We start from the raw sequence: 26,108 nt of genomic DNA, 5'->3' as shown, positions 1-26,108 counted from the left end.
TTAAAGGGTTACAATTTAACCGTTTATGCTATTACTAAAGGCAACAGCATGGCTCTCGAGCGGACACGGCACGAACTCGGCGAATTTCTACGCACCCGGCGCGAGCGAATCTCGCCGGAAGAGGTCGGGCTCCCCATGGGCACACGCCGGCGCACGCCGGGGCTACGGCGCGAGGAGGTCGCAGCGCTCGCGGGTGTCGGGCTGACCTGGTACACCTGGCTGGAGCAGGGGCGCGAGATTGGCGTGTCGTCCACTTTCCTGGACAACCTGGCCAAGGCGTTGAAGCTGGATGCGGCGGAGCGGCGTCATCTGTTCATGCTGACCCATCAGCGCCCGCCCATCGAGCCGGGCAAGACGTGGTGCCAGGTGCCGCCGTTGGTGAGACGCCTGATGGACGATCTGTCGACGCGGCCCAGTTACGTATTGAATCTGCGCTGGGACGTGCTGGCCTGGAACGGCGCGGCGGACCGTATATTCGATTTCGCGGCGCAACCGGCAGCGTATCGCAACCTGCTGTGGATGCTGTTCGCCGAACCCGCGTTGCGCCGGGTGATCGCCGATTGGTCGGCTCAGGCCCCGCGCATTCTCTCCAGTTTCCGGCGCGACTATGCCCGCGCCGATGGCGATCCGGCGATCGGCTCCCTGGTCGAAGAACTCAAGAAGGTCGCGCCGGAATTCAGGCAGTGGTGGCATCAACACGACGTTCACGCGCCCTGCCAGGGTGTCAGGACGCTCGATATCGACGGGCTAGGTGCAGTCGGCTTCGAGCACACCAGCCTGATCGTCGACGAGAGCCGTCATCTACGCCTGGTGGTGTATGCCGTTCAGGAAACGGACCCCCAGGCCTCCGCCTTCGCCCGCTGGGTGAACGGCGAAGCAGCCAGCAGACAAACGCCGTCATGACGTCATTCATGAAGTGACGCAGCGTTGGCAAGCTGCTGTCACCGAAAGCGCTTTACCCACTCGCTCACGTCATCGTCGCTGCTCATGCTCTGGTCCACCAGACCGTCGACCATGAAGGTCGGCGTGCTGTGGATGCCGTTCTGACGGGCATACTTGGCATGACGTTTCACGGCGTTATCGAGGTCGGGAATCTCGAAGGCCTGGGTGAGAGCGATGCCGCTGTATGCTTCCAGTCGCTTGAGAATGTCGTTGGGCGTCGCGTCGCGATTCGGCCCGGTGCAGTGGTTCTCGAAGACGAATTCATCGCGATGGGCGGCCACGGCAGCCATGACTTTCTTTGCCGTCTCCTTGCCGCCGTCGAGTGTCGAGGCGGCGACGATGGCACGGGTAACGATGGGGGAGAGGAGGTGCCAGGGCTGGGGGTTGAACCAGAGCTTTACGCGTACGCTGGACGCTCCGGCCTGGTCCAGGAAGTCGTCCAGCTTGTCGAACGTCTTCACCGAGAACGGGCAGGTCGGCTCCAGAAAGACTTCGAAGAGATGCGGGCCGTTGCCCCACACGAGCGGATCGGCATGCCAGTCGCTGGCCATGGTGACCTCCTTATCTCACGCACTGTTGAATACATCACTAACCGTAGCAGAGAGGGGGCGGGGCTTGTCTCGGGCGCAGTGCACGAGCGGGGAAGATGTGCCAAGGTTTTTTACCAGACCGTGTATCAGCGAGGAAAACAGTTCATGCCACACGATTGGGTCGCCTTCGCCAAGCAGCTTCGCTCCATTGCGCAGACGGGGCAAACCTACACCGACAATAAGTACGAGCTCGAGCGTTACCGCCAGCTCGAGGTGCTGACCAACCGGATGTTTGCGGTGCTGGCCGACGTGCCCATCGACCGGGTCGAGAATTTCATCATTCCCGATGCGGGCTACGCCACGCCCAAGGTGGATGTACGCGGGGCGGTATTCGAGCGGGGCCAAGTGCTGCTGGTGCGCGAGATCAAGGATGGCCGCTGGGCGTTGCCCGGCGGCTGGGCGGACGTCAACGAAGGGCCGTCGTCCTGCGTGCTGCGCGAAATCGTCGAAGAGTCGGGCCATCGCGCCAGCAACCCACGCCTGGCGATGCTCAAGGATCGCAGCCTGCATCCCTACACGCCGGTATCGCCGGATCACATTTACAAGCTGTTCTACCTGTGCGACCACGAGGGCGGCGAGTTCGTCGCCAACAACGAGACCGATGCTGCCGATTTCTTCGATCTCGACGACCTGCCGCCGCTCTCCGAAGGGCGCACCCTGGCCGAGGATATCCATCAGTGCTGGGAATTTCATTGCTCCAGCGCGCCAGGTATCTACAGTGATTGAATGCGCTCGGCGTTATCGAGCGGTTTATGGTCGAAGGGGGTGGGTTCCTGGGCTATTTTGATGCGTGAACCGGTCAACCTTAGCAAGGAGATTGCATGAGTCAGGATAACGACTATACCCCACCGACGGTCTGGACCTGGGACAAGGAAAGCGGCGGCCATTTTGCAAGCGTCAATCGCCCCATTGCCGGGCCGACGCATGATAAGGAATTGCCGGTCGGCAAACACCCATTCCAGCTCTACTCGCTGGCCACGCCTAACGGCGTCAAGGTCGGCATCATGTTCGAGGAGCTGCTGGCGCAGGACTTCGACGCCGAATACGATGCCTGGCCGATCCAGATCGGGGACGGCGACCAGTTCGGCAGCGGCTTCGTCAAGGTCAATCCGAATTCCAAGATCCCGGCATTGATGGACTACAGCACGCCCGAGCCCACGCGGGTGTTCGAGTCCGGGGCGATCCTGCTCTATCTCGCCGACAAGTTCGGTACCTTGCTGCCCGAGCCCGAAGATTACGTCGCACGTACCGAGGCGCTCAACTGGCTGTTCTGGCAGATGGGCAGTGCGCCATTCCTCGGTGGTGGTTTCGGTCATTTCTACACCTATGCACCGACCAAGATCGAGTACGCCATCGACCGTTACACCATGGAGGTCAAACGCCAGCTCGACGTGCTCAATCGTCGCCTGGCCGAGTCGCGCTATTTGGGCGGGAACGAATACACCATCGCGGATATCGCCAATTGGCCATGGTACGGACAACTGGTGCTGGGGCGGCTCTACGAGGCCGGCGAGTTTTTACAGGTCGAGTCCTACGAGCATGTGCAGCGCTGGGCCAAGGAGATCGACGCACGCCCGGCAGTGAGGCGTGGCTATATGGTCAACCGCACCTTCGGCCCGCTCGAGGAACAGCTGCACGAGCGCCACGATGCCAGCGACTTCAGGCTGAGAACGCAGGACAAGCTCGAAGCCAAGGACTAGAGAGCTGGATCAGAACGGCGGTGGCGTGCGCTGCCGCTGTTGTTTCGCCGCTTGCGTCCACCAGGCCAAGTCATCCGCAAAACGCGCGAAGGATTTTTCCAGCGACTGACCGGCATCGCCGATGGGTTGGCCATCGGCATCCAGGGTCTTGGTGATCGGACCGACGGTCACCGAACTGGAGATGACGACCATGCCCATCTCGGCCAGTGTGCCGTGCCATAGCAAGCCGGCACGCGCACCGCCCAAACGACCGGCCGAATAGCTGACGATCCCGGCCGGTCGCCAGAACCACTCTTCCAGGAAGTGATCGGTCAGGTTCTTCAGGCCCGGCTGCATGCCCCAGTTATATTCGCCGGTAACGAATACGAAGCCGTCCGCCTCGCGAATCTTTCCCGCCAACGTCTCCATCGCCTCTGGCGCTTCGCCCTCCGGGTATTCCTTGTACATCCGGTCCAGCATCGGCAAATCGACCTGCTTGGCGTCGATCAATTCCGCCTCGACTCCACGAGACTGCAAGGTACGCACTACGTAGTCGGCAAGACGGATGCCGTTACGGTCGGAACGATACGACCCATAGAACACCAGGATCTGGTCGGCCATGGCAGGTTACCTGTTTGTGGTTGGGATGGTGGATGGACTCTTATTGTGAGATTAGCTCTTCAAAGTCGCTGGTTCCACGAAGCTATAAAAGTCGAGGTTCGCCACTATTTTTCGGAGTTTTCTAAATAAGCTGTCGCCATTGCCGATACGTTCTTGGCGGCACATCGGTAGGGTGCGCCTCGCATCAATAGCCAAACGAGCGAATAGGGAGCTTGACATGTTCAGGAATGTAATTGCCGGGGTAATGTTGCTGCTGACACTGGGCGTATCGGGATGTGCCTCAGTGCCGATGGGACCTTCGGAAGAAGATTTGGCGTTGAAGCAATTTCCTGCACCACCAGAGAATATGGCTGGGCTATATGTTTATCGTGACAGCTTCATGGGACAGGCGCTTAAAAAGACGGTGGCTCTGGATGGTAAGACATTGGGCGAAACGGCCAATGGTATCTATTTCTATAAAGTGATTTCACCGGGCAAACACACGTTGGCGACCGAGTCCGAGTTCAGTGACAATTTGCTGTCTTTCGAGGCGGATGCCGACAAGAATTATTTTGTTGAGCAGTACATGAAAATGGGAGTGTTTGTCGGCGGGGCAGGATTGAAAATGATCGACGAAACGACAGGCATGAGTGCTGTGCGTGAATGCTGCCGGCTGGCTGCCTCACAGTAGCCGTTCAGCATTTAGGCATGCCTGCATCGTTTGCCAAAGATGTACAAGCCAGTGTCCAAGTGGAGCGGAGAGTAACCATTGAAGTTTGAAGAAAAAACGTTTTATGTCGCATGGCCGGATTACGTCGATCTTAAGGTAAGCATTCGTTGGACGGCACCCGCCATGCACGACGTGCTGTTTTCGAACCACGTCGCAGAAGATGATGAAGCCTACTTTTATGCGATCACGGCCCGGTGCCGGGGAGCCTGGTACGCTTATTACATTGGCATGGTGTATGACCAGAGTGCATCGTTGCGACATAGGCAAGGCGACCATGTTGAACGTCTTGCAGAACTAAAACGAAGGCATCCGGACCTGAACTTCGGTATTTCTCTAGGGGTGCCGGACTTCAATGAAGTATGTTTTGATCGTCGCATGATTGAAGAAATCGAAGGTTTGTTAATCTATTCCAACTGGCATGAGGACATGATTAATATCCGTAAGGTCGACTTCTTCTGTTCTCCTCGCCAGATTCATGTGAAAAATACAGGATTCAGTGATCACCTCGAAAAAGAAGTGTTCTATGGTGTGACCTATCGTAGCGACTGACTATAGTCAGATCAGGACGGCCAGCCTCAATCCAGGTAAGTGCATGAGACGCTCTCATGCAAACGCCCCATAGGATCGCGTCTTATGGGGCGTTGTGCTTTTACTACGGTAGCTCACGTGACACTTACTCTCGCTCTTCCTCGAACAGGTCCGCCTTGGCATCGCGCATGACATCCTCGCACGCCGCTTGGTGGGCGAGTTGGGTGAGGAGGCCCTGGGTCACCTCGAAACCCTTGCCAAGACAGGTGTCAATGTCTTCACGGCTCACCGCCGGCGTGACATCGCAGTCGATTTTCAGGGTGCGTCCGCCGCCGTCGAGCTTGTCTGCGAACTCACGCAGCCGCCAAGCGACACGCTCCTTCCAGCTGGCTGATTCCTCTGCGCCTTCGTTCACGTTAAACGTGCACCGCCATTCAGGTTTGTAGACCTTCATGAGAACCTCCTGCGCTGGTTTGCAATAGTCAGTGATCGTGCGTGCTTTCCACTCCGTAATAACGATGTCGCTATATCAGCATACCGATTTTTTCGCGCCAGCACAGGAGGGGGGGCGTAACAGTCGGTTGGTGCGGCGTAGCCTGTAGGTTATGACTCACTCCGCCCTTCAGGCAAAGAGGCTGTCGCTTCGGTCACGGCTGGGTGCAGTCAGGGACTGCTGGGCGATGAGATGGTCGGCCAGGGCCCGGGAGGCCAAGGCAAATTCCACCCGCGCAGCCATCAGGGCGCTCAAGTCCCGTGAGGCCCGGTCCTGCTCCAGGCGATCGAGGCGTAGCTTGGCATTCGACAACCGTTGAGCCAGGGCAGGATCAAGAGTCAGGTTGGCCGGCGTGCTTGGTTGGGTGGGGCAGACAAGAGCGTCGGCCAGCGACGCGAAGGTAACCGCGGTGTCCATGGTACGAACTCCTTGCCCGAACGAGATCCGACGTCTTTGCCGGATATTGAGAGGACGTCCGGCCAAGGCGGGAGCATATACGTGGAAATGGCTGCCGCAGGGACAGCGGGTCGGTGGGCGTGGCGGCGAATGTCTTGTTATGAGGAGGGAGATTACCTAGAAGATAGCGCGTTCGCGGAAGGTCGCAATAGGGAAATTACCGCCTGGAAAGACCCGGCAACGCTGAGCGCGACACGCCGGAAAAGGCCGGCATGTCGCTTACGTTCAGTGTGTGTCGTCGACGCTATTGCCATGCGACGGCAAGGCCAGCTTGTCGAAGTTCAAGGCCAATGTTTCCAGCCCCTTCTCGAGTTCATCGCCGGACATGGGACGACCGTGACCGGTCATGGCCACGCTGGGCTTGAGCGCTGACAGGCGCTTGACGGATTCGCGGGCATCGTCCCAGTCGGGCGTGAAGTAGCGCGGCGGCCCACTGATCTCCTTGTGTTGGGTCATGACCTGGTAGAGCTTATCCTGGCGCACGGTCACGAAGGCATCGCCGACGAGCATGGCGCGATCCTCGTCGCGGAAGAACGAAACGTGCCCCGGGGTATGCCCCGGCGTCGCCACCCAGCGCCACCCCGGCAATTCGGGAACGCGACCGTCTTCGGGTAGCAGATGGATGAACGGGCGCAGGTTGACCGGGGCATTCGGGAAGTACCCCGACAATTTGGCAATCAGCCCGCCTTCGACGTCGGTGTCGGGATAGGGATAGCTTTCCTCGCCGGTCAGGTAGGGCATCTCCTGAGGGTGCGCATAGATCGGCACGCCCCAGTGTTCCGCCAGCTCCACCGCCGAGCCGACATGATCGAAGTGGCCGTGGGTCAATAGAATGGCCTTGGGCCGCGCATCCTTGCCAAAGCGCTGCATGGCGGCGTCGATGATCTCTTCCTGGGAGTCGGGCATGCCTGCATCGACCAGCACCCAGTCGTCGCTTTCCGGATGGCCCACGAAGTAGACGTTGACGATTTGCACCGTCAATCCGGCCACGTCGGGTAGCACCTCAAAGAGATCGCCGCTCCTGATGGACGTCATTGGCATGTGTTTGTGGCGCAACGGATTGTCGGCCATGAGAATTCCTCCCTGATAGGTTTCATTACCACGCATCCGGCGTGGGTCGTGCCACAACGAAAGGGAATTTTTCTGAGTCTAGTCAGTGGGCTAACCCTGCATAGGAAGAACGGGGTGTAAAAAGGACATTATTGTGTGAGCGAGCGTTTCCCGGTCGTGGCCTCGGCAACGTTGCTTTAGAGAAGGTCAGAAAGCCGCGCTTAAGGTTTCCCGATGTATCGTTTGGTGACAAGAGCGAAAATCACCGCTATCGGATGCTTGCCAGGCAAGTAACCCCTGCTAGCTTGAGTAAGCGACATCGCCTGATCAGTAAATGGATTCACTGTCGAGACGGAGCGATTTTATGGTTATCAAGACCCCTAACGATTTGTTCGTGCGCCTGCTTTCCGAAATCAACAGCGCAGAGAAGCAGATCACCCGTGCCCTTCCCAAGATGGCACGTGCCGCAGACGACCCCAAGCTGGCCGAGGCGTTCAAGGAACACCTGGAAGAAACGCGCGGTCAGGTGGAGCGCATCGAGCAGGCGGCGGACACCATTCCCGATATCCGCGTCAAGCGCATCAAGAGCTATCCCATGGAGAGCCTGATCGAGGAGGCTCAAGAGCTGATCGACTCGGGAGAGAAAGGCCCGGTGCTGGATGCCGGCCTGATCGGCGCGGCCCAGAAGGTCGAGCATTTCGAGATCGCCGCTTACGGGACGGTCATTGCCTTGGCCGGACAGCTGGGCTACACCGAAGCCAAGAACATCCTGGCCGAGACCCTCAAGGAGGAGAAGGCCACCGATGAAAAACTGACCAAGCTGGCCAAGCAGGACGTCAATCAGAAAGCGGGTTAACGTTATCTAGAGCGTTTTTCCAGGGGCAGGCCCAATCAGGGTCTGCCCCTGCATGTATCTGCGTCCGTCGCTCTCTCCCGGTCTTCTCGGCCCGTCCCGGCATTCGCCGGCCTGTTCAGGGCGTGCAGTGGTAGAAGTGTGCCGGTAGGAAGTTCATGGGTTCGAAGCTCTTCGTCACCTTCGAGAAGGTCCTGTTCAGGTGAGGCATGATATTGGGCGAGAACTGATAGAGCAAAAATGCCCCATCCGGAGAAATGGCCTGCTTCGTGGCGTGCAGGATATTGTCTTTCACCGCCACGGGTAGGGTACTGAGCGGTATGCCCGAGACAACGTAGTCGACTGCACCGAAGCCCCGTTCCTGAAGGATCGTCTGGATATCCTCCGCCGAGCCATGGATGACCTGCATCCGTGGGTCCGGATAGGCGCGCTGAACATAGTCGACGAAGTCCTCATTGGTTTCGATCACGATAAGCGCAGCGTCGGGTCGCATTTGGCGCAGGATTTCCTTGGTGAAGGTGCCTACCCCCGGGCCGTACTCTACCAGGACAGTGGCACGCTGCCAGTCGACGCAGTTCAGCATGCGCCGGACCAGGAAAGGCGAACTGGGAATGATCGAGCCGAGCATCTTGGGATGCTTGAAGAAATTGCTGGCGAAGAGCGCCATCTGGCGACGTGAAGAGAGCTGAGAGCTGGTGTCGTGGCGGGGCGGTTGTTCGTTGATATTCATGCAAATCGCTCGACAAGTGGACGGAGGGCAACTTCTTCACGGTAGCCTACCGGTCGAGGGAGGGAAAGACGCGCGCCGGTAGAAGAACTGTAACGATACCGTAAGAGCCCTGTCATGAAGCGCCCGGTCGTGACGAGCCGGGCGCGCTGCCTTCATGACGATTACCGCCGGTGCGCGTCGTCGATCTGCTGACGGCGAGCCTCCCCCTGACGTTCCAGCATCCAGCCTGGATACTCCGGCGGCAGGGCGCTGACGGTGTCGAGCTCGGTGAGTTCCGCGTCGCTCAGTCGGACGTCGCTGGCGGCGATATTGTCGTCGAGCTGATCCACTCGCTTGGCGCCGACGATCACGCTGGTCACGGCCGGCCGATGCAGTAGCCAGGCCAACGCGATCTGCGCCACGGAGACGCCGTGGGTATCGGCGATGCGGCGCATGACGTCGATGCAGTCGTAGGCGCGCTCGACGTCGACCGGCGGGAAGTCGAACGTGGTGCGGCGGCTGCCGGCTTCGGCCTGGCCATCGCGACTGTACTTGCCACTGAGCAGGCCGCCGGCCAGCGGGCTCCACACCATCAGACCGAGATTTTCGCTGTTGAGTAGCGGGATGAGTTCGCGTTCCAGGTCGCGTCCGGCCACGGTATAGTAGGCCTGTAGCGACTCGAAGCGCGACAGCCCGTGGCGTTCGGCGATGCCCAGCGCCTTCATGATCTGCCAGGCGGCCCAGTTGGAGACGCCGACATAGCGCACATGGCCGTGCTGCACGAGCAGATCCAACGCGCGCACGGTCTCCTCGATCGGCGTGGCCGGGTCGAAGCCGTGCACCTGGTAAAGATCGATGTGATCGAGTTGCAAACGCCGCAGGCTGGCCTTGACGCCTTCCATGATGTGATAGCGGGTCAGGCCGCGGGCGTTCACGCCGGGGCCGGTCGGGCCGAACACCTTGGTGGCGACCACCACCTCGTCGCGTGGCACCCGAAGATTCTTCAGGGCCTGGCCGGTCATGATCTCGGAGTGGCCCTCGGAATAGACGTCGGCGGTATCGATGAAATTGATGCCGGCATCGAGGGCGCGACCGATCAGTTTGTCGGCATCGGCTTGTTGCAGGTCGCCGATCTGGCTCCACAGTTCGCCTTGGCCGCCGAAGGTCATGGTGCCGAGGCACAACTCGGAGACGAACAGCCCGGTATTGCCGAATCGTGTATAGCGCATGCGTAAAACTCCTGAGCGAATGGCGCCGGCGTGTCGGGTCATATCCGGGCGATGCCGGCTGGGGATACCGTGACAGGCTGGCAAATCGAGAGGGAGAGTGCGCAACCAGTATGGGTCGCTCGGCGTGGAACCAGCCAGTGCAATCCTGTCGGATCCTTGCCTGATCCTACGCAACGCTTGCCGATCTGGCTGCAACCGCGTAGCCACGAAGAAGGGCCGCACCGTGGCCGATGCAGCCCTTTCATGTACTCGATGCAGGCGACTCAAGACATGCCGGTTCAGGACTTGCGATTGTGTTCAGGCTTGTCCTTCTGCGAGGAGGAGGCCATCTTTTCCAGTTCCTCCTCGTCCATGGAGTCGTACATGGATTTTGCCGCGCCTTCGAGCTCGCTGACCTTCTTCTCGCCACGCTTGGCGGACAGGGCAGCGCCGGCCGCCATCTGTTGCGCTTGGGACTTCGCTGGCATCGTCAAACCTCCTGTTTCACGAGGTGCCGTGACTGCGACACCGATCCATCGGGCCATTGACTACAGGCAGATCATTGCCCGCATTTCCAGCGTAGTCAGTCCCGCGGAGAGGCGCCAAGCGAAGCGAGCCCGACGATAGCGACAAATGCATCGGCCCGCACAAAGGCGGGCCGATGGATACCAGTCTTGCCAGCTTATGCCGTCTCTTCGATCTCGGCGCTATGGTAGACGTTCTGCACGTCGTCGAGCTCGTTGAGCATATCGAGAAGTTTCTCGAACAGCGCCACGTCGTCACCGCTGATCGGCGTGGTGGTCTGCGGCAGGAACTGGATCTCATCGATCTCGAAATCGATGTCGCCGAAGGCGTCGGTCAGCGCCTGCTTGGCCTTGGCGTACTCGGTATGCGGCGCGAAGACGGTAATCCGGCCGTCCTCGTTCTCGATGTCGGTAACGTCGACATCGGCTTCCATCAGCGCTTCGAGCGTGGCTTCCTCGTCGTCGCCATTGAAGGCAAGGATGGCGCTGTGGTCGAACATGTGACTGACGCTGCCCGGCGTGCCGATCTTGCTCTTGGTCTTGGTGAAGCACATGCGTACATCGCCGAAGGTACGGTTGGGGTTATCGGTCAGGCACTCCACGATGACCATGCAGTTGCCGGGCCCGAACCCTTCGTAACGTGCCGGAGAGAAGTCCTCGCCGCCACCGCCCTTGGCCTTGTCGAGCGCCTTATCGATCACGTGAGAGGGGACCTGGTCCTTCTTGGCGCGATCGATCAGCCCGCGCAGTGCCAGGTTACCGTTGGGGTCGACTCCGCCCGCCTTGGCGCAGACGTAAATCTCGCGACCGTACTTGCTGTATACCTTGGTCTTGGCGGCGGCCGTCTTGGCCATGGATTCCTTGCGGTTCTGGAAGGCCCTACCCATGTCTTTGTCCTGTCAGGTTGTCATCGACGCGCGAATTTTACTCAACATCCGCCCAGTGTGGCAGGTTTATTTCCGTCCTGGCCAGCCTGCACCGATACGCACGGATGACAGACGCTACCGCGCGTTTCTGGTAGTCTTACTGGCTTCCCGACCATGGCGGCATCGTTGTCTCGGCCCTTCCCCTTTGTCCCAGCTCGCCGCTTTGCCTATCGCCCCTACAGGATCTGAGCTTGTCTGAACCTATCCCCTCCGAGGTCTTTGCCTCCTTGCCGTTGCCATCCGAGTTGCTGACTGGGCTGGAGTCCCTGGGCTATCGCACCATGACGCCGATCCAGGCGGAAAGCCTTCCCCTGATACTCGATGGACGCGACGTGATCGGCCAGGGCAAAACCGGCTCGGGCAAGACCGCCGCGTTCGGTCTCGGCCTGCTGTCACGTCTCGATGTGACACGTTTCCAGGTACAGGCGCTGGTGCTGTGCCCGACCCGGGAACTGGCCGATCAGGTCGCCGACGAACTGCGTCGGCTGGCGCGTGCACTGCCGAACGTCAAGGTGCTGACCTTGTGCGGTGGTGCACCGATGGGGCCGCAGTTGAATTCGCTGGCGAGTGGCGCACACGTGATCGTCGGTACGCCCGGGCGGGTGGAGGCGCATCTGCGCAAAGGCACCTTGGAGCTGGCGGGGCTCGACACGCTGGTGCTCGACGAGGCCGACCGCATGCTCGACATGGGCTTTCAGGACACGCTGGAAGCCATCGTGGCGTGCACTCCGAAGACGCGCCAGACGCTGCTCTTCAGCGCTACCTATGCCGAGGGCATTCGTCCCATCGCCGAGCGGCTGATGAAATCGCCGGTGAGTGTCGAGGTCGAGGCGACCCATGGCAGCGAGAGCATCCGCCAGGCGTTCTTTCGCGTGGATGACGACGCCGCCCGCTTCACGGCACTGCGCCTGCTGCTGCTGGCGCATGCGCCAGCGTCGAGCGTCGTGTTCTGCAATACCAAGCGGGAAACGCAGGAGGTCGCCGACGCGCTCTGCCAACATGGCTTCAGTGCCCTGGCGCTGCATGGCGATCTGGAGCAGCGTGACCGTGACCGGACGTTGATCCTGTTTGCCAACCGGAGTGCATCGATTCTGGTGGCGACCGATGTAGCGGCGCGTGGGCTGGACATCGAATCGCTGGACGCGGTGTTCAATTATCGCATCGCCCAGGATCCCGAGGTGCACGTGCACCGCATCGGTCGCACCGGCCGGGCCGGTGGCCAGGGTGCGGCGTACACGCTATACACTCCTGACGAAGGCATGCGTTTGGTGCGTCTGGCGGATTACGTCGGGGGCGATATCGATGACTCGCCGCTGCCGTCGGCCAGCCTGCTCGAGAAGCGCCCGCCCGCGCCGCGCATGGCGACACTCCAGGTCGATGGCGGCAGGAAGCAGAAGCTGCGCCCCGGTGATATTCTCGGTGCGTTGACCGGCGACGGCAGCATCGCCGGGACACAGGTCGGCAAGATCAAGGTGCTGGAGCGCAGCGCTTATGTGGCCGTCGAACGTGAGGTGGCCAAAGAAGCGCTTGAAAAGCTCGCAACGGGAAAGTTAAAAGGCAAGTCGTTTCGCGCGCGTCGTGTGAACCGGTAACTGCAAGGTGCTATGAAAATACCCAAGAGGCTACAACCGCTGCTCGATGAAGGCATGATCGACGAGGTCGTGACCCAACTGATGAGCGGCAAGGAAGCGCAGGTCTATGTCGTGCGCTGCGGTGACGAACTGCGCTGCGCCAAGGTGTTCAAGGAAGCCAAGCAACGCAGCTTCAAGCAGGCGGTGGAGTATCAGGAAGGGCGCAAGGTGCGCAACAGTCGCCGTGCCCGGGCGATGTCCAAGAAGACCCGCTATGGCCAGCGCGAGCAGGAGGACGCCTGGCTGAATGCCGAAGTCGATGCGCTCTACCGACTGGCGTCCGCCGGCGTGCGTGTGCCCAAGCCCCATGCATTCGTCGATGGCGTGCTGCTCATGGAAATGATCGCCGATGAAGAGGGCTATGCCGCGCCCCGTCTGGACAACGTGACCCTCACGGAAGATCAGGCGCGCGATTACCATGATAAGGTCATCGCCGACGTGGTGCGCATGCTGTGTGCCGGGCTGGTGCATGGCGACCTGTCCGAGTTCAACGTACTGGTCGACCGGCACGGCCCGGTGATCATCGATCTGCCGCAGGCCGTCGATGCGGCCGGCAACAACAACGCCGCGCGCATGCTCGAGCGTGACGTCGACAATATGCGGGCCTATTTCGGCCACTTCGCCCCGGAATTGCTGGACACCGAGTACGGCAAGGAAATCTGGGCGCTGTACGAGTCCGGCGAGTTGCACCCGGACGTGAAGCTGACCGGGCGCTTCGCGCACGACACCTCGAACGTCAACGTCGATGAGCTGATGGCCGTCATCGACGATGCGCTGGAGGAAGAGGCCGATCGTCGCGAGCGGGCCCGCGACGATCAGGACGAAGACTAGACCGGCACGTTGCCGTGGACCCAGTGGACCACGAACCGGCAGCGTTCCACCGGTAGGCAGGCTGTCGCGTTGCAGGGTTGTACCTGGAGTTCGAGTATCAGCGGGTTGGCGGAACGCTCGCGGGCGGTGAGGTCGATATCGAGCCGCCCGGTGTACCCCTCATCTTCCGAGTTCACGCGTTCCGGCGTGGGGTAGTGAAGTTCCACGTCCTGCCAGTCGTCCCGGTTGACCACGCTCAGACGTGTGGACTCGGGGCGTTGCAGGTCATGCTGCTGAATGTGCCAGCCCGGTGCCATATCCAGTCGCAGGACGACCTGTAGTTGGGTGTCGCTGGATTCGACGATGCGACAATCGGCCCGAATTGCGCCGCCGGCCAGGTACTGGAGCGGTTCCGGCGCGGGCGACTCCCACTGACGTAACCCCTGCAGAAACACTGGGCTGGCTAACGGCGCCTGTACGACACGACCGGAAAACGCTTCGATCTGGCGTTCGATACGCGTGCGTAGCTGCACGTCTCCGCTGCGCCGATAAAGCGCGACAAGCACCGGCAATAGCAACGAATTCCCTGCGACGGTCGCCCCATCCATCAACTGCTTGCTGCGCACCGGTTGCGGACCCACGCTATCCAGCGGGGAAATGTAGTAACCGCCACGCTGACTGTCGCCATGGTAGGCATCCAGTTCGTCGAGCAGCACGAAGGTGCGCTCCAGCCATTGCTCGTCCTGGGTCATGTCGTAGACACCGATCAAGGCATGCAGAAAGTGCGCATAATCCTCGAGCTGGGCTTTGATCGAGGCGACGCCATCCAGGCTGGTCCGCCACAGCCGCCCCTCGTTTTCGTCGTGGTGATTGCGCCAGAGATCCTCGGCGGCAGCGACGGCGGCCTGTCGATAGTCGTCGCGCTCCAGGACCAGTGCAGCCTGGGCCAAGGCGGCGATCACCATGCCGTTCCACTCGGTGATCTGCTTGCGGTCGCATAGCGGGGGCGTGCGTTGTGCACGGACGGCATAAAGACGGCGCTTGATATCGGCCAAGGCTTCGTCGAGTGCGTTGCGCGACATGCCCAGCGTGTCGGCGACCGTATCGAGCGGATACGGCAGATGCAGCACGTTGGTGCCCTCGAAATTGCCGGCACGGGTAATCCCGTACACTGCCTTGCACAGCGCCAGCGCCTCGCTATCCAGTTCGTGGGCAAGTTCGGCGTAATCCCAGACGAAGAACTTGCCTTCCAGCCCTTCACTGTCGGCGTCGGTGGCGGAGTAGAACCCGCCGCGCGGTGAGCGCATCTCGCGCAGCACGTAATCCAGGGTCTCCTCGGCGACGCGGCGATACTCGGCGTGTCCGGAAAGCTGCCAGGCCTGCAGGTAGACGCTGGCCAGCTGCCCCTGGTTGTAGAGCATTTTCTCGAAATGCGGGATCTGCCATGCCCGGTCGGTGGCATAGCGGTGGAAACCACCCCCGACCTGGTCATAGATGCCGCCCCGCAGCATGCCATCGAGTGCCTGGCTGATGACCTGCCAGCTCGTCTGTTGGGCCAGCGGATGCATGTCGCGCCGGCTCTCTTCCAGTAACAGGAACAGGTTGGGCTCATGGGGAAACTTGGGCGCGTCGCCGAAGCCACCATACTCGGTGTCGGTCTGCTCGAGCAGGCTGGCGACGGCCTCATCGACCAGCCCCTCCGGCAGCTCGGCGGTCACGGTCGTGGTGAGTTGCCGGCGAATGGCGGCATCGAGAGTGCTGGCATCCTCGAGCAAGCGTTCGCGGTTGTCGTGCCAGATTTCCTGGACCTGGCCGAGCAGTCCCATGAAATGGTCCTTGGGATAATAGGTGCCGCCGAAGAAAGGCATGCCGTCCGGGGTCAGGAAACACGACAAGGGCCAGCCGCCGTGTCCGGTGATCAATTGCACGCCGGTCATATAGATGCTATCGAGGTCGGGGCGTTGTTCCCGGTCGACCTTGATCGGCACGAAATAGCGATTGAGCAGCTCGGCGACCTCCTTGTCGTCGAAGCTCTCGTCTTCCATCACATGACACCAGTGGCAGGTGCTGTAGCCGATGGACAGGAACACCGGCTTGTCTTCCTGGGCGGCCTTGACGAAGGACTGGCTATCCCATGGGCGCCAGTCGACGGGGTTGTGGGCATGCTGCAGCAGGTAGGGGGAGTCCTCGAGGATAAGGCGGTTGGTGTAGAGCGGCTCGCCCTGATCGTCCTTGTGCTGGGTACGCAGCGGGTAGCGGTCGCGTTTTCGCTGGCGCGCCTCGCGCAGTGCTTCCGGCGTGGCCATTGTCAGTCTCCTGTTCCTTGGATCGTTGGGCGAAGTGTAGCAGTGACATCGAATCGTCCCGGGCTGACGATTCCACAAGCGGTTTAACACGTTAAGCTGAAGGACTCATGGACAATCAGTAAGGAGACAGTCATGAAGGTCGTTACCCTGCGCAGTCCCGGCGGACTGGATCGCCTCGAGATCAGTGACCAGGCCGGGCCCGGCGAGCCGGGCCCCGGCGAGATCCGCGTGCAGCTCCACGCCAGCTCGCTCAACTTCCACGACTATGGCGTGGTCTCGGGCGCCATGCCCACCGAGGACGGTCGCATTCCGATGTCCGACGGGGCCGGCGAGGTGGAAGCGGTCGGCGACGGTGTCGATGAGTTCAAGGTCGGTGATGCCGTGGTGTCCTGCTTCTTCCCGTATTGGCAAGATGGTCCGGCGCGGGTCGGCGATTTCAAGACCACGCCCGGCGATGGCGTCGACGGCTATGCCCGCGAGCAAGTGGTGCGCCCGGCGTCCTGGTTCACTCATGCGCCCAAGGGCTACAGTCATGCCGAAGCCGCGACGCTGACCACCGCGGGGCTGACCGCGTGGCGAGCGCTGGTGGTCGATGGCAACCTCAAGGCTGGCGACACGGTGCTGGCGCTGGGCACCGGTGGTGTGTCGATCTTCGCGTTGCAGATGGCCAAGGCGATGGGCGCACGCGTTATCGCCACGTCGTCCTCCGACGAGAAGATCGAACGGCTCAGGGAACTCGGCGCCGACCATACTCTCAATTACAAACGTGAACCGGAGTGGGGCAAGCGCGTCAAGGAGTTTACCGACGGGCGCGGCGTCGATCACATCATCGAGGTGGGTGGCCCCGGCACGTTGCCGCAGTCCATCGAGGCGGTACGCATCGGTGGGCATATTTCGCTGATCGGTGTGCTGACCGGCCGTGGCGGCGACATACCCACCGCCAAGCTGATGGCCAAGCAGGCCCGCCTGCAAGGGTTGATCGTGGGCAGCCGCATCCACCAGCAGGAAATGGTGCGCGGCCTGGAAGCGAGCGGCCTGCGCCCGATCATCGACCGCTCGTTTGCTCTCGACGAGATCGCCGACGCCTTCCGCCACGAGGAATCCGGCCAGCACTTCGGCAAGATCTGCCTGGAGTTCTAAAGATACTGAAAATCGTGGAGCGGCTGGTAGGTAACTGGCCGTTCCACTGTGTTGTACCGCTGAAATGGATGTGACATGCCAAGGATTTCTGCACTGACCGCCCTGTTGACCATGACGCTGTCGTCGTCCCTCTTCGCCGCCAGTGGCAGCGAGTGGTCCTACTCGGGCCAGGCTGGCCCCCAGCATTGGGGCTCGCTATCGCCGGAATTCGCTACCTGCGGTTCGGGCAAGAACCAGTCGCCGGTGGATCTGGCCGGGATGATCGAAGGTAACCTGCCCGAGCCCGCCTACGACTACAGCGAGCCGGGCGAGACGCTGATCAACACCGGTCATACGTTGAAAATCGCCTATCCCGAGGGCAACGCCCTGACGCTCGACGGGCGCCGCTATGCCCTGAAACAGGTCCACTTCCATACCCCGAGCGAGTACACCATCGACGGCCAGCGCTATCCGATGGAGGCGCACCTGGTGCATGCCGACGCACAGGGTAACCTGGCCGTCATTGGAGTCATGTTCGAGAAGGGGCAGTCCCATGAGGCACTGGCCAGGATTCAGGATTCGCTCCCCGGCCGGGGGGATGCGCGTCTTGCCCTGTCGGGGAAGGAACTGTCAGCGACTGCGTGGCTGCCGGCGGCGCGTGATTATTATCGGCTCAACGGCTCGCTGACCACACCGCCATGCACGGAAGGCGTGCGCTGGCTGGTGATGAAGGACCCCGTGACGGCTTCGCCGGCGCAGCTCGAGGCCCTCCGGGAAGCGATTGGCCATGCCAATAACCGACCGCTGCAGCCCGTGAACGCCAGATTGATCGTGGAGTAGGAGAATGCCGTCATGGGTAAATGGGTTGCCGTAGGTATCGCCATCGGCGCCGCCTTCGGAGCGATGTATGACAATATCGCCCTTGGTGTCGGTATCGGTGTGGCGCTGGGGGCGGCTTTCGGCGCGACACAGCGCCCAAAGGGGTAACCTGACGTGATCAGCGCCCGGCCATCCATGCCTTGAAGGCCATTGATCCCTCTTGTCTGAATACACAGCGTGTTGTTTGAAAGCGAGGTTCGCCATGCCCAGCCGTACAGTCAATCGGCAGTATCCCGCCTACCGTGACGATATCGGTGATTTGATCACCCGGCGTCCCGTACCGGGTCCGGCCATCGATCAGGTCGACCCTTTCCTGTTCCTCAATCATCACGGGCCGCAGGACTACCGGCCCGACAATCAGGGGCTGCCGTTCGGCCCCCATCCGCATCGCGGTTTCGAGACCGTCACGTTCATCCTCGCCGGCGAACTGGCGCACCGGGACAGCGGCGGACACGAGAGCGTGATCGGCGCCGGAGGCGTGCAGTGGATGACCGCCGGCTCGGGGCTCATTCACGCCGAGCTGTCTCCCGAATCGTTCAAGCGCCGCGGTGGCCCGCTGGAGATCCTTCAGCTCTGGGTCAACCTGCCGGCACGGCTCAAGATGACTCAGCCCGCTTATGTCGGCATGCAGCGCGAGCAGATCCCGGCGATTGCGGCCGACGACGGGCGGGCCACGGTCAACCTGGTCTCGGGGCACTTCGACGGCCGGAACGGCCCGATCGAGTCATTGACCGACGTTACCATGATGACCGTGACATTGAGCACCGGCAGCCGGGTCAGCCTGCCTGCGCCCGCCGGACGAGCGGTGTTTCTTTACGTCGTCGCCGGCGAGCTGGATGTGAACGGTACGCCGGTGGAACCGTGGCATCTGGTCGAGATGAACGATGACGGCGATGACGTGGCGTTGGTGGCGCGCAGTGAGGCAGTGGTTCTGTTCGGTCATGCCGAGCCGCTGCGGGAGCCCGTGGTATCGCACGGTCCATTCGTGATGAATACGCACGAGGAAATCCGCCAGGCCGTCGAGGATTACCAGAGCGGCCGTCTCGGTGCGGTCACGCTATAACGGCCGAGGATAGGCGGTAGGACGGGGCGTCGATCAACGCCCCGCTCCCTTTCATCACTCAGTTGACGAGAGGCTGGCTATCGCCTGGCCGAGGTAGGCAAGTACTTCATCATCCACCCATGCGCCCTGGCGAAGCGCCGGCTCATCCTGGTGGGCCCGGCGTAGCTTTTCGTGGGTGCGCGGGTCGTCCCCGGCATAGGCGCGGAACAGCGCGAACCAGCGCCGGGCCAGGCTCTGCGCTTCGGGGGCATGCGGCGCGATGCCGTCGCGCATGGCCTGGCGGAGTTCCGCGATCAGTGGTGGCCACTTGGGCAGTTGCTGCGGATAGCGAGCACTGACGAAGGTAAACTCTTCATCCGAGAGATAGCGCCGGTAGACTGCCAAACGATCTTCGGCGAAGGCGCGCTGCACGTACGCTGCCATGGGGGGAGTGATGCCTAACTGGGTCTGCAGGGCGGGCTCCTCGCGGTGCATGGCGTCGAGCTTGCCGAGCAGGGTCGGGTCGCCGGCGGTGTCCCGCTCCAGGGCGATCATCCAGCGGCGAGCCAGGTCGCGGGCGGCTGCGTCCTGCGGCGGGACGTCGCGTTGCATCAGGTCGTCGGCCTCATCGGCCAATGCCCGCCATTGTGCTTCGCGCTCGGCGTCGGGGCGGTAGAAAGGCAGGCGCTCAAGCTCGTCAGCCGTGAAGTGGGTGTCGTACATCGTCATCAACTCCAATGTGGTTAGCCAGCCGGCCGGGTCGGGCACCTCGTCGCGGGCCAGTTGATCGCCAAGTTGGACAAGGCGCTCGCGCAGTGTCGCCTTGCGGGCGAGTTCCGCGTCGAGGGCGGCGATCTGACGGGCGATCACGGCGGGCAACGTCGCTTCCGGCCGGTCAAGGACGGTGCCGATATCCGCCAGTGACATACCCAGCTCGCGCAGCGCCAGGATGCGATGCAGGCGGGCGATATCGTGGGCGTTATACAGGCGGTAACCGGCGTCCGAGCGCACCGAGGGCGAGAGCAGGCCGATGGTGTCGTAGTGATGCAGGGTACGGATGGTGAGCCCGCAGCGGCGGGCCAGTTGGCCTACACGTAACAGCATCGAATGTCTCCCGTGGTCAGTACGCCAAGGCATGCTGGTGGCTCACGTCGCGTGAGGGTCAAGCGTCGATGAGGAATTCTCGCTTGTCGGGTTAGCGGAAAACGCCGAGCATACAATGATCCTGCTAACGACACGGAGAGGACTGTCATGTCTTCCGCCCGCCTGCCTGCGGCCACTTGGTGGTTGATCCTGAGCGGCTGTACGATCCTGATGCTCTCGTTCGGTTTCCGTTCCAGTTTCGGACTGTTCGTTCAGCCCCTCGATGCGGCCAATGGCTGGGGGCGTGACATCATCGGCCTGGCGTTGGCCATCCAGAATCTGGCCTGGGGCGTGATCGCAGTCATCGCCGGTGGGCTGGCCGATCGCTTCGGCAGCGTAAGAGTGATCCTTGGCGGTACGGTACTGTATGCGCTGGGCTTGTGGCTGACCGCCGGGGTCAGTGACGTGTGGGTGCTGAATGCCGGGGCCGGCCTGTTGGTCGGTGCCGGCGTGGCGGGCACGGCGTTCGGCATCGTGCTGCCGGCGATGGCGCGCGTGGTGGACGAGTCCCGGCGCCAGATGGTGCTGGGTATCGGCACGGCGGCGGGCTCGATGGGCCAGTTCCTGCTCGCCCCGGTGGCCCAGAGCCTGATCGACTGGCTGGGCTGGAGCGGTGCCCTCAACGCGATGGCATTGATGTCGCTATCCATGGCCCTGCTGGCCATGCCACTGGCGGCAAGTGACCGGCCGGCCGCGTCTGCCGGACAGATCGTCTCGCCCGAGGCGTTCCGCGACACGCTCAAGTTGGCGCGTGGCCATGCTTCGTACTGGCTGCTGACCGCCGGCTTCTTCGTCTGCGGCTTCCATCTGGCGTTCATCACCGTGCACATGCCGCCCTTCCTGATGGATGCCGGCTTCGACCCGGACGTCGCCGCCTGGTCGATCAGTCTGATCGGTCTGTTCAACGTGGCCGGCGCCTTCCTGGCGGGTGTCGTCTCAGGCAAGGTATCCAAGCGTCTGGTACTGATCGGTATCTACGGCGGGCGTGCCGTGGCTATCGCCCTGTTCATGCTGATACCGCTGAGCCTGACCACGGTACTGGCGTTCAGCTGCGTGATGGGGTTTCTATGGCTGGCCACGGTGCCGCCCACCACCGGCCTGGTCGCGACCATGTTCGGCACCCGCTACATGGCGACACTGTATGGCGTCGTCTTTCTCAGCCATCAGTTGGGTAGTTTCACCGGAGTATGGCTGGGCGGCTGGCTGTACGAGACGACCGGCACCTATGACGTGGTGTGGTGGGCAGGCGTGGCATTGAGCCTGGTGACCATGGCACTGCACTGGCCGATCCGCGAGACGCCGGTGAGCGGAATCCGGCCGACGGCGGTGGCGTGATGATTGGCTGCTTGGTCATCATCGCAATGCACCTGACAGCGATGATGGCGACATCCGTTGCAACATCGCATGCTCACTTACTGTGAAGTGACGGACAGGTCAATCGCTGACGCAGTTGCGTCCGGCTGCCTTGGCCCGATACAGCGCCGTATCCGCTTCGGACAGGACAGGCAGGACGTCCGCACTCATCGGTCCTTCGGAAACGCCGGCACTCACCGTCACTACCGGCGCGATGGGCGAGGCTTCGTGGGGAATGGCGGCGGCTTCCACCGTTTCGCGCAGCCGCTCGGCAACCAGCATGGCGGTGTGTCGGCCGGCATCTGGCAGGACCATGATGAATTCCTCGCCACCGATGCGCGCCACCAGATCCCCTTTGCGATACAGGGAATTTTGCAGAAGCTGGGCGACCTGCGTCAGGCAGCGGTCGCCGGCGGGATGACCGTAACGGTCGTTGTAGCGCTTGAAATGGTCGATATCGAACAGGATGAAGGCAATCCGCTCGAAACCGCGGTTGTCTGCCAGGTTATTCAGGTAGCGGTTCAGTTCACGGCGATTGGCGATGCCCGTCAGCGGATCGGAATACGACAGACGGGTCAGTTCAGCATTGCTGGCCGATAGCTCCGCGCGACGTACCCGCTCGCGCAGATTGAGCAGATAGCCCCGGCGCTGGTCGCGCTCCAGCATGTAGTTGGCAAACAGCGTGAACACGGCGCAGGACGACATCATGACAACATTGATAATGACCGCCTCGCCGGTCAGCGTTGCCGGGCCGGGACGAATCAGGGCATACAGCACGATGATCGCCAATGAGGTTGCCACGGCGAACCAGAACCGCAAGCGGACCACGACATTGCCGAACAGGATCACCAGTACCAGGCCCGGATGGTAGAAGGGGGATTGTGGGGCATCGGTGAGTGCGAGTAGGTAGTACAAACTCAAGGCCGATAGCAGCACGATGCCCGCTTCGAGACACTCCCTGAGCAACGGGCGTAGCTCACGCGACATGGCGATCAGCAGCAGCAATGCCAGCGGCGTAACGATGCCGGAGCGTACCATGACGGCCGTGCCGAAGATGTCGGGAAGCATGAGCAGGTCGGTGATCAGGAACAGGTTGTAGATCACGATGGCGATAATGCTACCGACCAGCAGATGGCGTGCCCGGCTCTGGCCGGTTTCGCGCTCGAACAGTGCCTCCAGGACTGGTGTGAAACGCAGCCAGTAGATGTCGCGCTTGAGATTCAACTCGACCTCGGGGCCGAGTTGCGCCGATGCCTGATCGGCCTGTTCCTGGAGCGCTGCGGCTTGTGGCGTTGCAGACTGCAACGAAGCCTCAGGCTCAGCGACAGGTGCATCATGGGCAGGGGGCGGGCGATGAACCTGGAGCGTGGGCATGAAAGCGAAACCTGTGAAAGATCATCCGTGCCATGAGAGGACGCTAATGAAACGGGGCGCTGTCTGAAGGCCGACGGCAGGGTTAGGTTACCGACTTTTGCTGTGATAGGCAGGTAAGCTTCTTTAAACGATCGTCATGTTCGCTTGGGAGGGAAAACGCTAGGGGAGTCGTGGGGGAAAGGAGCGTCAATGATAAGATGCTAACTTTCACCAAGCCGTTGGGCAGTCTACCGTGTCGATTCCCCTTTCCATCGCTTTCTTCGTTGTCGTCTTCCTCACTGCGGCTCTGTCGGGCGTGTTTGGCATGGCCGGTGGGCTGATCCTGCTGTGGTTTCTGTTGCTGGTGCTACCGGCAACCTCGGCCATCGTCGTGCATGGCGTAATCCAGCTGTGCTCCAATGCCTCGCGAGCGTGGTTCTCCAGGCGCTACATCGAATGGCGTATCGTCTCCATCATCGCCTCGGGTGGGGCCGTGGCGGCACTGCTGCTGGCGCTGGTCGACTATTCGCCGAATACCACTATCGTCTCGCTGCTGATCGGGCTGATGCCGATCCTGGTGTGGATGCCCAAGCGTTGGTTCCACTTCGATGCCTCGCGACCCGGGCATGCGTTCGGCTGCGGGCTGGTGGCAGGTGGGTTGACCATCGCCGCGGGAGTGTCCGGGCCGACCATCGACATCTTCTTCATCCGCACCCACATGGATCGCCGCCAGATCGTCGCCACCAAGGCAGCGATTCAGGTCATTTCGCATGCCATCAAGATCGTCTTCTACGTCACGGCCACCCTGGCGTTGACGGCCGCTCAATGGGGCGTGGTGCTGCTGGCAATTCCTTTTGCCATTCTGGGAACGCGCTCGGGCAATATCATTCTACGTCGCCTGACCGATGCCAACTTCCGTTACTGGACGCGTTGGATTGTCACCGTGATCGGCGGTTTCTATTTCCTGCAGGGGCTCTGGCTCCTGCTGGCCTGAACGGGCTGGACCTAGCCGGGACGTTCATTGGCTGGACTGTTGCCGAAATAGCGCTTGTAGTCTCGGCTGAACTGCGACGGACTCTGGTAGCCCACCGCGGCGGCGGTGAGATTGACGTTATGGATGCGCTGCCCCAAAAGCACGCGGGCCTTGAGCAAGCGCAGGCGCTTGAGATACTGCATGGGCGCGAGCTGGGTGGTGCGCTTGAAGTGATGATGGAAATGCGACGGACTCATGTTGACCTCGTCCGCCAGCCGCTCCACGGAAATCGGCTCGGCATAATGGCGGTGCAGATAGGCCAGGGCATCGGCAATGCGCGAATACTTGCCGGCGTCCTGAAGCAGTTGCCACAGCGAGTCGCTCTGTGGTCCGCGCAGGGCCTCGAACAGTACTTCGCGAACCCGTCCCGGCCCCAGCGCTTCGCAGCATAGCGGATCGTGCAGGCACTCCAGCAGGCGCAGCACGGCATTGCCCATCGAGGCGTTCATGGGCACGGCCGCCATGGGCACCGGCGATCTGGCCGGTGGCGTCATGCGCCGCGCCTGCATGGAGCGAACCAGCTCGTCGAGCACGAGCCGGTCGATGCCAATCGACACGCCTAGCAGCGGCTGGTCGGGAGACACGAGTGTCTCGCACTCGAAGGGCAGCGGTAGGGCCTGGATCAGGTAGTTGCCGGCCCCATAGTGAATGACGCGGTCCTCGAGATAGCCGATTTTTCGACCTTGGGCGATCACGATCAGGCTGGGCTCGTAAATCAACGGTGTGCGCGGCTGGCTGCACTGCATGGCCACGACCTGCACATCGGGCAGGGCAGTGGAAATGAAGCCTTCGCCGGTGGCCAGCGGAGCAATCAGGCCAGCCATGCGTTGGCCCAGGCCATCCGGTGCCTGGGGAGGATCACTGAGAGCGGCGCCGGTCGGTGAAAGCAGCGTGTCCATGAGCTGGCCTCGTAGAGTGAAATATTCCTGATCGTACGATTGTGCATGAAAAAACCCGTCTTGGGCGGCAGATGTTCGGCGGTCGCAGAGAATCGGGCAGAAATGACGCAGGATCCGGCATGGCAGGGAACGTCAGGGACAGTCACACTGCAGGCGTTATTCCTATGGACAAGGAGTCCCGCATGTCAGAAGCCAAAGGTTACGCCGCCCACGATGCCACATCGCCCCTGGTGCCCTGGTCGTTCGAGCGCCGCGAACTGCGCGCCGACGATGTCGCCATCGATATTCTCTACTGCGGTGTCTGTCACAGCGACCTGCACTTCGCCAAGGACGACTGGGGGATGGCCGCCTATCCCGTGGTGCCCGGCCACGAGATCGTCGGCCGCGTCACTGGCGTGGGGCCCGAAGTGAGCCACTACAAGGAAGGCGATATCGTCGGGGTGGGCTGCATGGTCGATTCCTGTCGCCAGTGCCATGCCTGCAACGACGGCCTGGAGCAGTACTGTGCCGAGGGTTTCACCATGACCTATGGCAGCCAGGACCGCCACGATGGCACCCTGACCCAGGGCGGCTATTCCGACAAGGTGGTGGTCAGTGAGCGTTTCGTACTGCGCATGCCTGAAGGCATCGACCTCAAGTCCGCTGCGCCGCTGCTGTGTGCGGGCATCACTACCTATTCGCCACTCAAGCACTACGGCGTCAAGCCCGGCGACAAGGTCGGCGTGATCGGCATGGGCGGTCTGGGTCACATGGGCGTCAAGCTGGCCAAGGCCTTCGGTGCCGAGGTGACGCTGTTCACCCGTTCGCAAAGCAAGGTCGACGAAGCCAGGAGCAACGGCGCCGATCATGTGGTGGTCTCCACCGACGACGAGCAGATGGCGGCGGTCGCCGAGACCTTCGATTTCATGCTCGATACCGTGCCCAATGAGCATGATGTGAATCCTTACCTGGCCGCGCTGAAGTACGACGGCAAGCACATCCTGGTCGGCCAGATGCAGCCGCTGGAGCCGGCAGTCATGGGGGCCAACCTGATCTTCCGCCGCCGCGTGCTGGCCGGTTCGCTGATCGGCGGCATCCCCGAGACTCAGGAGGTGCTCGACTTCTGCGCCGAGAAGGGCATCACCTGCGATGTCGAGATGATCGACATCAAGGATATCAACACGGCCTGGGAGCGGATGCAGAAAGGCGACGTGCGCTATCGCTTCGTGATCGACATGGCATCGATGAAAGACGTTGCCTGATCGATTGGCTG

The 26,108-nt window shown here is 61.6% G+C and carries 28 protein-coding genes; 15 read left to right on the top strand and 13 right to left on the bottom strand.

Translation table 11 applies throughout. From position 1 onward, the window contains the following. Positions 1–48 precede the first annotated feature (48 nt). Positions 49–903, top strand: coding sequence for a helix-turn-helix transcriptional regulator (locus tag MHM84_RS13415; protein ID WP_239266856.1), 855 nt, complete (start codon positions 49–51; stop codon positions 901–903). Between the two features lie 38 nt (positions 904–941). Here the strand turns inward: MHM84_RS13415 and MHM84_RS13410 are convergent, their stop codons facing one another. Further along, the gene (locus tag MHM84_RS13410) at positions 942–1,493 is read right to left on the bottom strand and encodes a thioredoxin domain-containing protein (RefSeq protein WP_239266855.1); all 552 of its coding nucleotides are present in this window, start codon (positions 1,491–1,493) and stop codon (positions 942–944) included. Between the two features lie 144 nt (positions 1,494–1,637). On the opposite strand from MHM84_RS13410, the gene MHM84_RS13405 reads away from it, so the two are divergent. Together MHM84_RS13405 and yghU are read left to right on the top strand one after the other, a co-directional pair. Then, positions 1,638–2,258: an NUDIX hydrolase N-terminal domain-containing protein gene (locus MHM84_RS13405; protein WP_239266854.1), complete on the top strand. Its 621-nt coding sequence runs from the start codon at positions 1,638–1,640 to the stop codon at positions 2,256–2,258. Between the two features lie 95 nt (positions 2,259–2,353). Continuing rightward, on the top strand, positions 2,354–3,232 hold the full coding sequence (gene yghU / locus MHM84_RS13400; RefSeq protein ID WP_239266853.1) for a glutathione-dependent disulfide-bond oxidoreductase: 879 nt from the start codon (positions 2,354–2,356) through the stop codon (positions 3,230–3,232). 9 nt (positions 3,233–3,241) lie between these two features. On the opposite strand, the gene MHM84_RS13395 is transcribed toward yghU, so the two are convergent. Next, positions 3,242–3,832: an NAD(P)H-dependent oxidoreductase gene (locus tag MHM84_RS13395; RefSeq protein WP_239266852.1), complete on the bottom strand. Its 591-nt coding sequence runs from the start codon at positions 3,830–3,832 to the stop codon at positions 3,242–3,244. Positions 3,833–4,049: 217 nt separating this feature from the next. On the opposite strand from MHM84_RS13395, the gene MHM84_RS13390 reads away from it, so the two are divergent. Both MHM84_RS13390 and MHM84_RS13385 read left to right on the top strand, forming a co-directional pair. Then, positions 4,050–4,502 (top strand): DUF2846 domain-containing protein, encoded by a 453-nt coding sequence (locus MHM84_RS13390; RefSeq protein WP_239266851.1) that lies wholly within the window; start codon positions 4,050–4,052, stop codon positions 4,500–4,502. A 78-nt stretch (positions 4,503–4,580) separates the two neighbouring features. After that, a complete protein-coding gene (locus tag MHM84_RS13385; RefSeq protein WP_239266850.1) occupies positions 4,581–5,090 on the top strand; it encodes a hypothetical protein in 510 nt (169 codons plus the stop codon). A gap of 124 nt (positions 5,091–5,214) precedes the next feature. Here the strand turns inward: MHM84_RS13385 and MHM84_RS13380 are convergent, their stop codons facing one another. The 3 genes from MHM84_RS13380 to MHM84_RS13370 form a co-directional block, all read right to left on the bottom strand. After that, positions 5,215–5,523: a hypothetical protein gene (locus tag MHM84_RS13380; RefSeq protein WP_239266849.1), complete on the bottom strand. Its 309-nt coding sequence runs from the start codon at positions 5,521–5,523 to the stop codon at positions 5,215–5,217. Between the two features lie 168 nt (positions 5,524–5,691). Continuing rightward, positions 5,692–5,979: a hypothetical protein gene (locus tag MHM84_RS13375; RefSeq protein ID WP_239266848.1), complete on the bottom strand. Its 288-nt coding sequence runs from the start codon at positions 5,977–5,979 to the stop codon at positions 5,692–5,694. A 264-nt stretch (positions 5,980–6,243) separates the two neighbouring features. Next, positions 6,244–7,089, bottom strand: coding sequence for an MBL fold metallo-hydrolase (locus MHM84_RS13370; RefSeq protein WP_239266847.1), 846 nt, complete (start codon positions 7,087–7,089; stop codon positions 6,244–6,246). 343 nt (positions 7,090–7,432) lie between these two features. On the opposite strand from MHM84_RS13370, the gene MHM84_RS13365 reads away from it, so the two are divergent. Beyond that, positions 7,433–7,924: a ferritin-like domain-containing protein gene (locus MHM84_RS13365; RefSeq protein ID WP_239266846.1), complete on the top strand. Its 492-nt coding sequence runs from the start codon at positions 7,433–7,435 to the stop codon at positions 7,922–7,924. Between the two features lie 115 nt (positions 7,925–8,039). On the opposite strand, the gene MHM84_RS13360 is transcribed toward MHM84_RS13365, so the two are convergent. From MHM84_RS13360 to MHM84_RS13345, 4 genes are all read right to left on the bottom strand, one after another. Further along, positions 8,040–8,651 (bottom strand): rRNA adenine N-6-methyltransferase family protein, encoded by a 612-nt coding sequence (locus MHM84_RS13360; protein WP_239266845.1) that lies wholly within the window; start codon positions 8,649–8,651, stop codon positions 8,040–8,042. A 161-nt stretch (positions 8,652–8,812) separates the two neighbouring features. Next, complete coding sequence (locus tag MHM84_RS13355) at positions 8,813–9,859, bottom strand: aldo/keto reductase (protein ID WP_239266844.1); 1,047 nt, start codon at positions 9,857–9,859, stop codon at positions 8,813–8,815. A gap of 278 nt (positions 9,860–10,137) precedes the next feature. Further along, positions 10,138–10,326 (bottom strand): DUF3008 family protein, encoded by a 189-nt coding sequence (locus MHM84_RS13350; RefSeq protein ID WP_239266843.1) that lies wholly within the window; start codon positions 10,324–10,326, stop codon positions 10,138–10,140. Positions 10,327–10,520: 194 nt separating this feature from the next. After that, complete coding sequence (locus MHM84_RS13345) at positions 10,521–11,249, bottom strand: YebC/PmpR family DNA-binding transcriptional regulator (protein WP_239266842.1); 729 nt, start codon at positions 11,247–11,249, stop codon at positions 10,521–10,523. Positions 11,250–11,479: 230 nt separating this feature from the next. Between MHM84_RS13345 and dbpA the strand changes: the two genes are divergently transcribed. Then, a complete protein-coding gene (dbpA, locus tag MHM84_RS13340) occupies positions 11,480–12,880 on the top strand; it encodes an ATP-dependent RNA helicase DbpA (RefSeq protein ID WP_239266841.1) in 1,401 nt (466 codons plus the stop codon). Positions 12,881–12,892: 12 nt separating this feature from the next. Next, the gene (locus MHM84_RS13335; RefSeq protein ID WP_239266840.1) at positions 12,893–13,750 is read left to right on the top strand and encodes a PA4780 family RIO1-like protein kinase; all 858 of its coding nucleotides are present in this window, start codon (positions 12,893–12,895) and stop codon (positions 13,748–13,750) included. Here the strand turns inward: MHM84_RS13335 and MHM84_RS13330 are convergent. Next, positions 13,747–16,035 (bottom strand): DUF255 domain-containing protein, encoded by a 2,289-nt coding sequence (locus MHM84_RS13330; RefSeq protein WP_239266839.1) that lies wholly within the window; start codon positions 16,033–16,035, stop codon positions 13,747–13,749. The genes MHM84_RS13335 and MHM84_RS13330 overlap by 4 nt on opposite strands. A gap of 132 nt (positions 16,036–16,167) precedes the next feature. Here MHM84_RS13330 and MHM84_RS13325 point away from each other — a divergent pair, with 132 nt between their 5' ends. The 4 genes from MHM84_RS13325 to MHM84_RS13315 all read left to right on the top strand — a co-directional run bounded on the left by MHM84_RS13325 (position 16,168) and on the right by MHM84_RS13315 (position 19,096). Further along, positions 16,168–17,175 carry an NAD(P)-dependent alcohol dehydrogenase gene (locus tag MHM84_RS13325; protein ID WP_239266838.1) on the top strand — a complete coding sequence of 336 codons (1,008 nt, stop codon included), beginning with the start codon at positions 16,168–16,170 and terminating at the stop codon, positions 17,173–17,175. Positions 17,176–17,250: 75 nt separating this feature from the next. Next, on the top strand, positions 17,251–17,994 hold the full coding sequence (locus MHM84_RS13320) for a carbonic anhydrase family protein (protein WP_239266837.1): 744 nt from the start codon (positions 17,251–17,253) through the stop codon (positions 17,992–17,994). A 12-nt stretch (positions 17,995–18,006) separates the two neighbouring features. After that, the gene (locus MHM84_RS21460; RefSeq protein WP_275445764.1) at positions 18,007–18,141 is read left to right on the top strand and encodes a hypothetical protein; all 135 of its coding nucleotides are present in this window, start codon (positions 18,007–18,009) and stop codon (positions 18,139–18,141) included. Between the two features lie 94 nt (positions 18,142–18,235). Further along, positions 18,236–19,096, top strand: a complete 861-nt coding sequence (locus MHM84_RS13315; protein WP_239266836.1) for a pirin family protein — start codon at positions 18,236–18,238, stop codon at positions 19,094–19,096. A 54-nt stretch (positions 19,097–19,150) separates the two neighbouring features. Here MHM84_RS13315 and MHM84_RS13310 read toward each other — a convergent pair whose 3' ends face one another. After that, positions 19,151–20,179 carry a MerR family transcriptional regulator gene (locus tag MHM84_RS13310; RefSeq protein WP_239266835.1) on the bottom strand — a complete coding sequence of 343 codons (1,029 nt, stop codon included), beginning with the start codon at positions 20,177–20,179 and terminating at the stop codon, positions 19,151–19,153. Positions 20,180–20,326: 147 nt separating this feature from the next. On the opposite strand from MHM84_RS13310, the gene MHM84_RS13305 reads away from it, so the two are divergent. Beyond that, positions 20,327–21,553, top strand: coding sequence for an MFS transporter (locus MHM84_RS13305; protein ID WP_239266834.1), 1,227 nt, complete (start codon positions 20,327–20,329; stop codon positions 21,551–21,553). A gap of 99 nt (positions 21,554–21,652) precedes the next feature. On the opposite strand, the gene MHM84_RS13300 is transcribed toward MHM84_RS13305, so the two are convergent. Continuing rightward, positions 21,653–22,945 carry a diguanylate cyclase gene (locus tag MHM84_RS13300; RefSeq protein WP_239266833.1) on the bottom strand — a complete coding sequence of 431 codons (1,293 nt, stop codon included), beginning with the start codon at positions 22,943–22,945 and terminating at the stop codon, positions 21,653–21,655. Between the two features lie 232 nt (positions 22,946–23,177). On the opposite strand from MHM84_RS13300, the gene MHM84_RS13295 reads away from it, so the two are divergent. Continuing rightward, positions 23,178–23,918 (top strand): sulfite exporter TauE/SafE family protein, encoded by a 741-nt coding sequence (locus tag MHM84_RS13295; RefSeq protein ID WP_239266832.1) that lies wholly within the window; start codon positions 23,178–23,180, stop codon positions 23,916–23,918. Positions 23,919–23,929: 11 nt separating this feature from the next. Here the strand turns inward: MHM84_RS13295 and MHM84_RS13290 are convergent, their stop codons facing one another. Then, a complete protein-coding gene (locus tag MHM84_RS13290) occupies positions 23,930–24,856 on the bottom strand; it encodes an AraC family transcriptional regulator (protein WP_239266831.1) in 927 nt (308 codons plus the stop codon). 182 nt (positions 24,857–25,038) lie between these two features. Here MHM84_RS13290 and MHM84_RS13285 point away from each other — a divergent pair, with 182 nt between their 5' ends. Further along, the gene (locus tag MHM84_RS13285; RefSeq protein ID WP_239266830.1) at positions 25,039–26,097 is read left to right on the top strand and encodes an NAD(P)-dependent alcohol dehydrogenase; all 1,059 of its coding nucleotides are present in this window, start codon (positions 25,039–25,041) and stop codon (positions 26,095–26,097) included. Positions 26,098–26,108: the final 11 nt, after the last annotated feature.

Source organism: Halomonas sp. McH1-25 (assembly GCF_022348165.1).
Classification (GTDB): Bacteria; Pseudomonadota; Gammaproteobacteria; order Pseudomonadales; family Halomonadaceae; genus Modicisalibacter.
The sequence above is the reverse complement of the archived record's forward strand: the minus strand, read 5'-3'. Positions and strand labels throughout refer to the sequence as shown.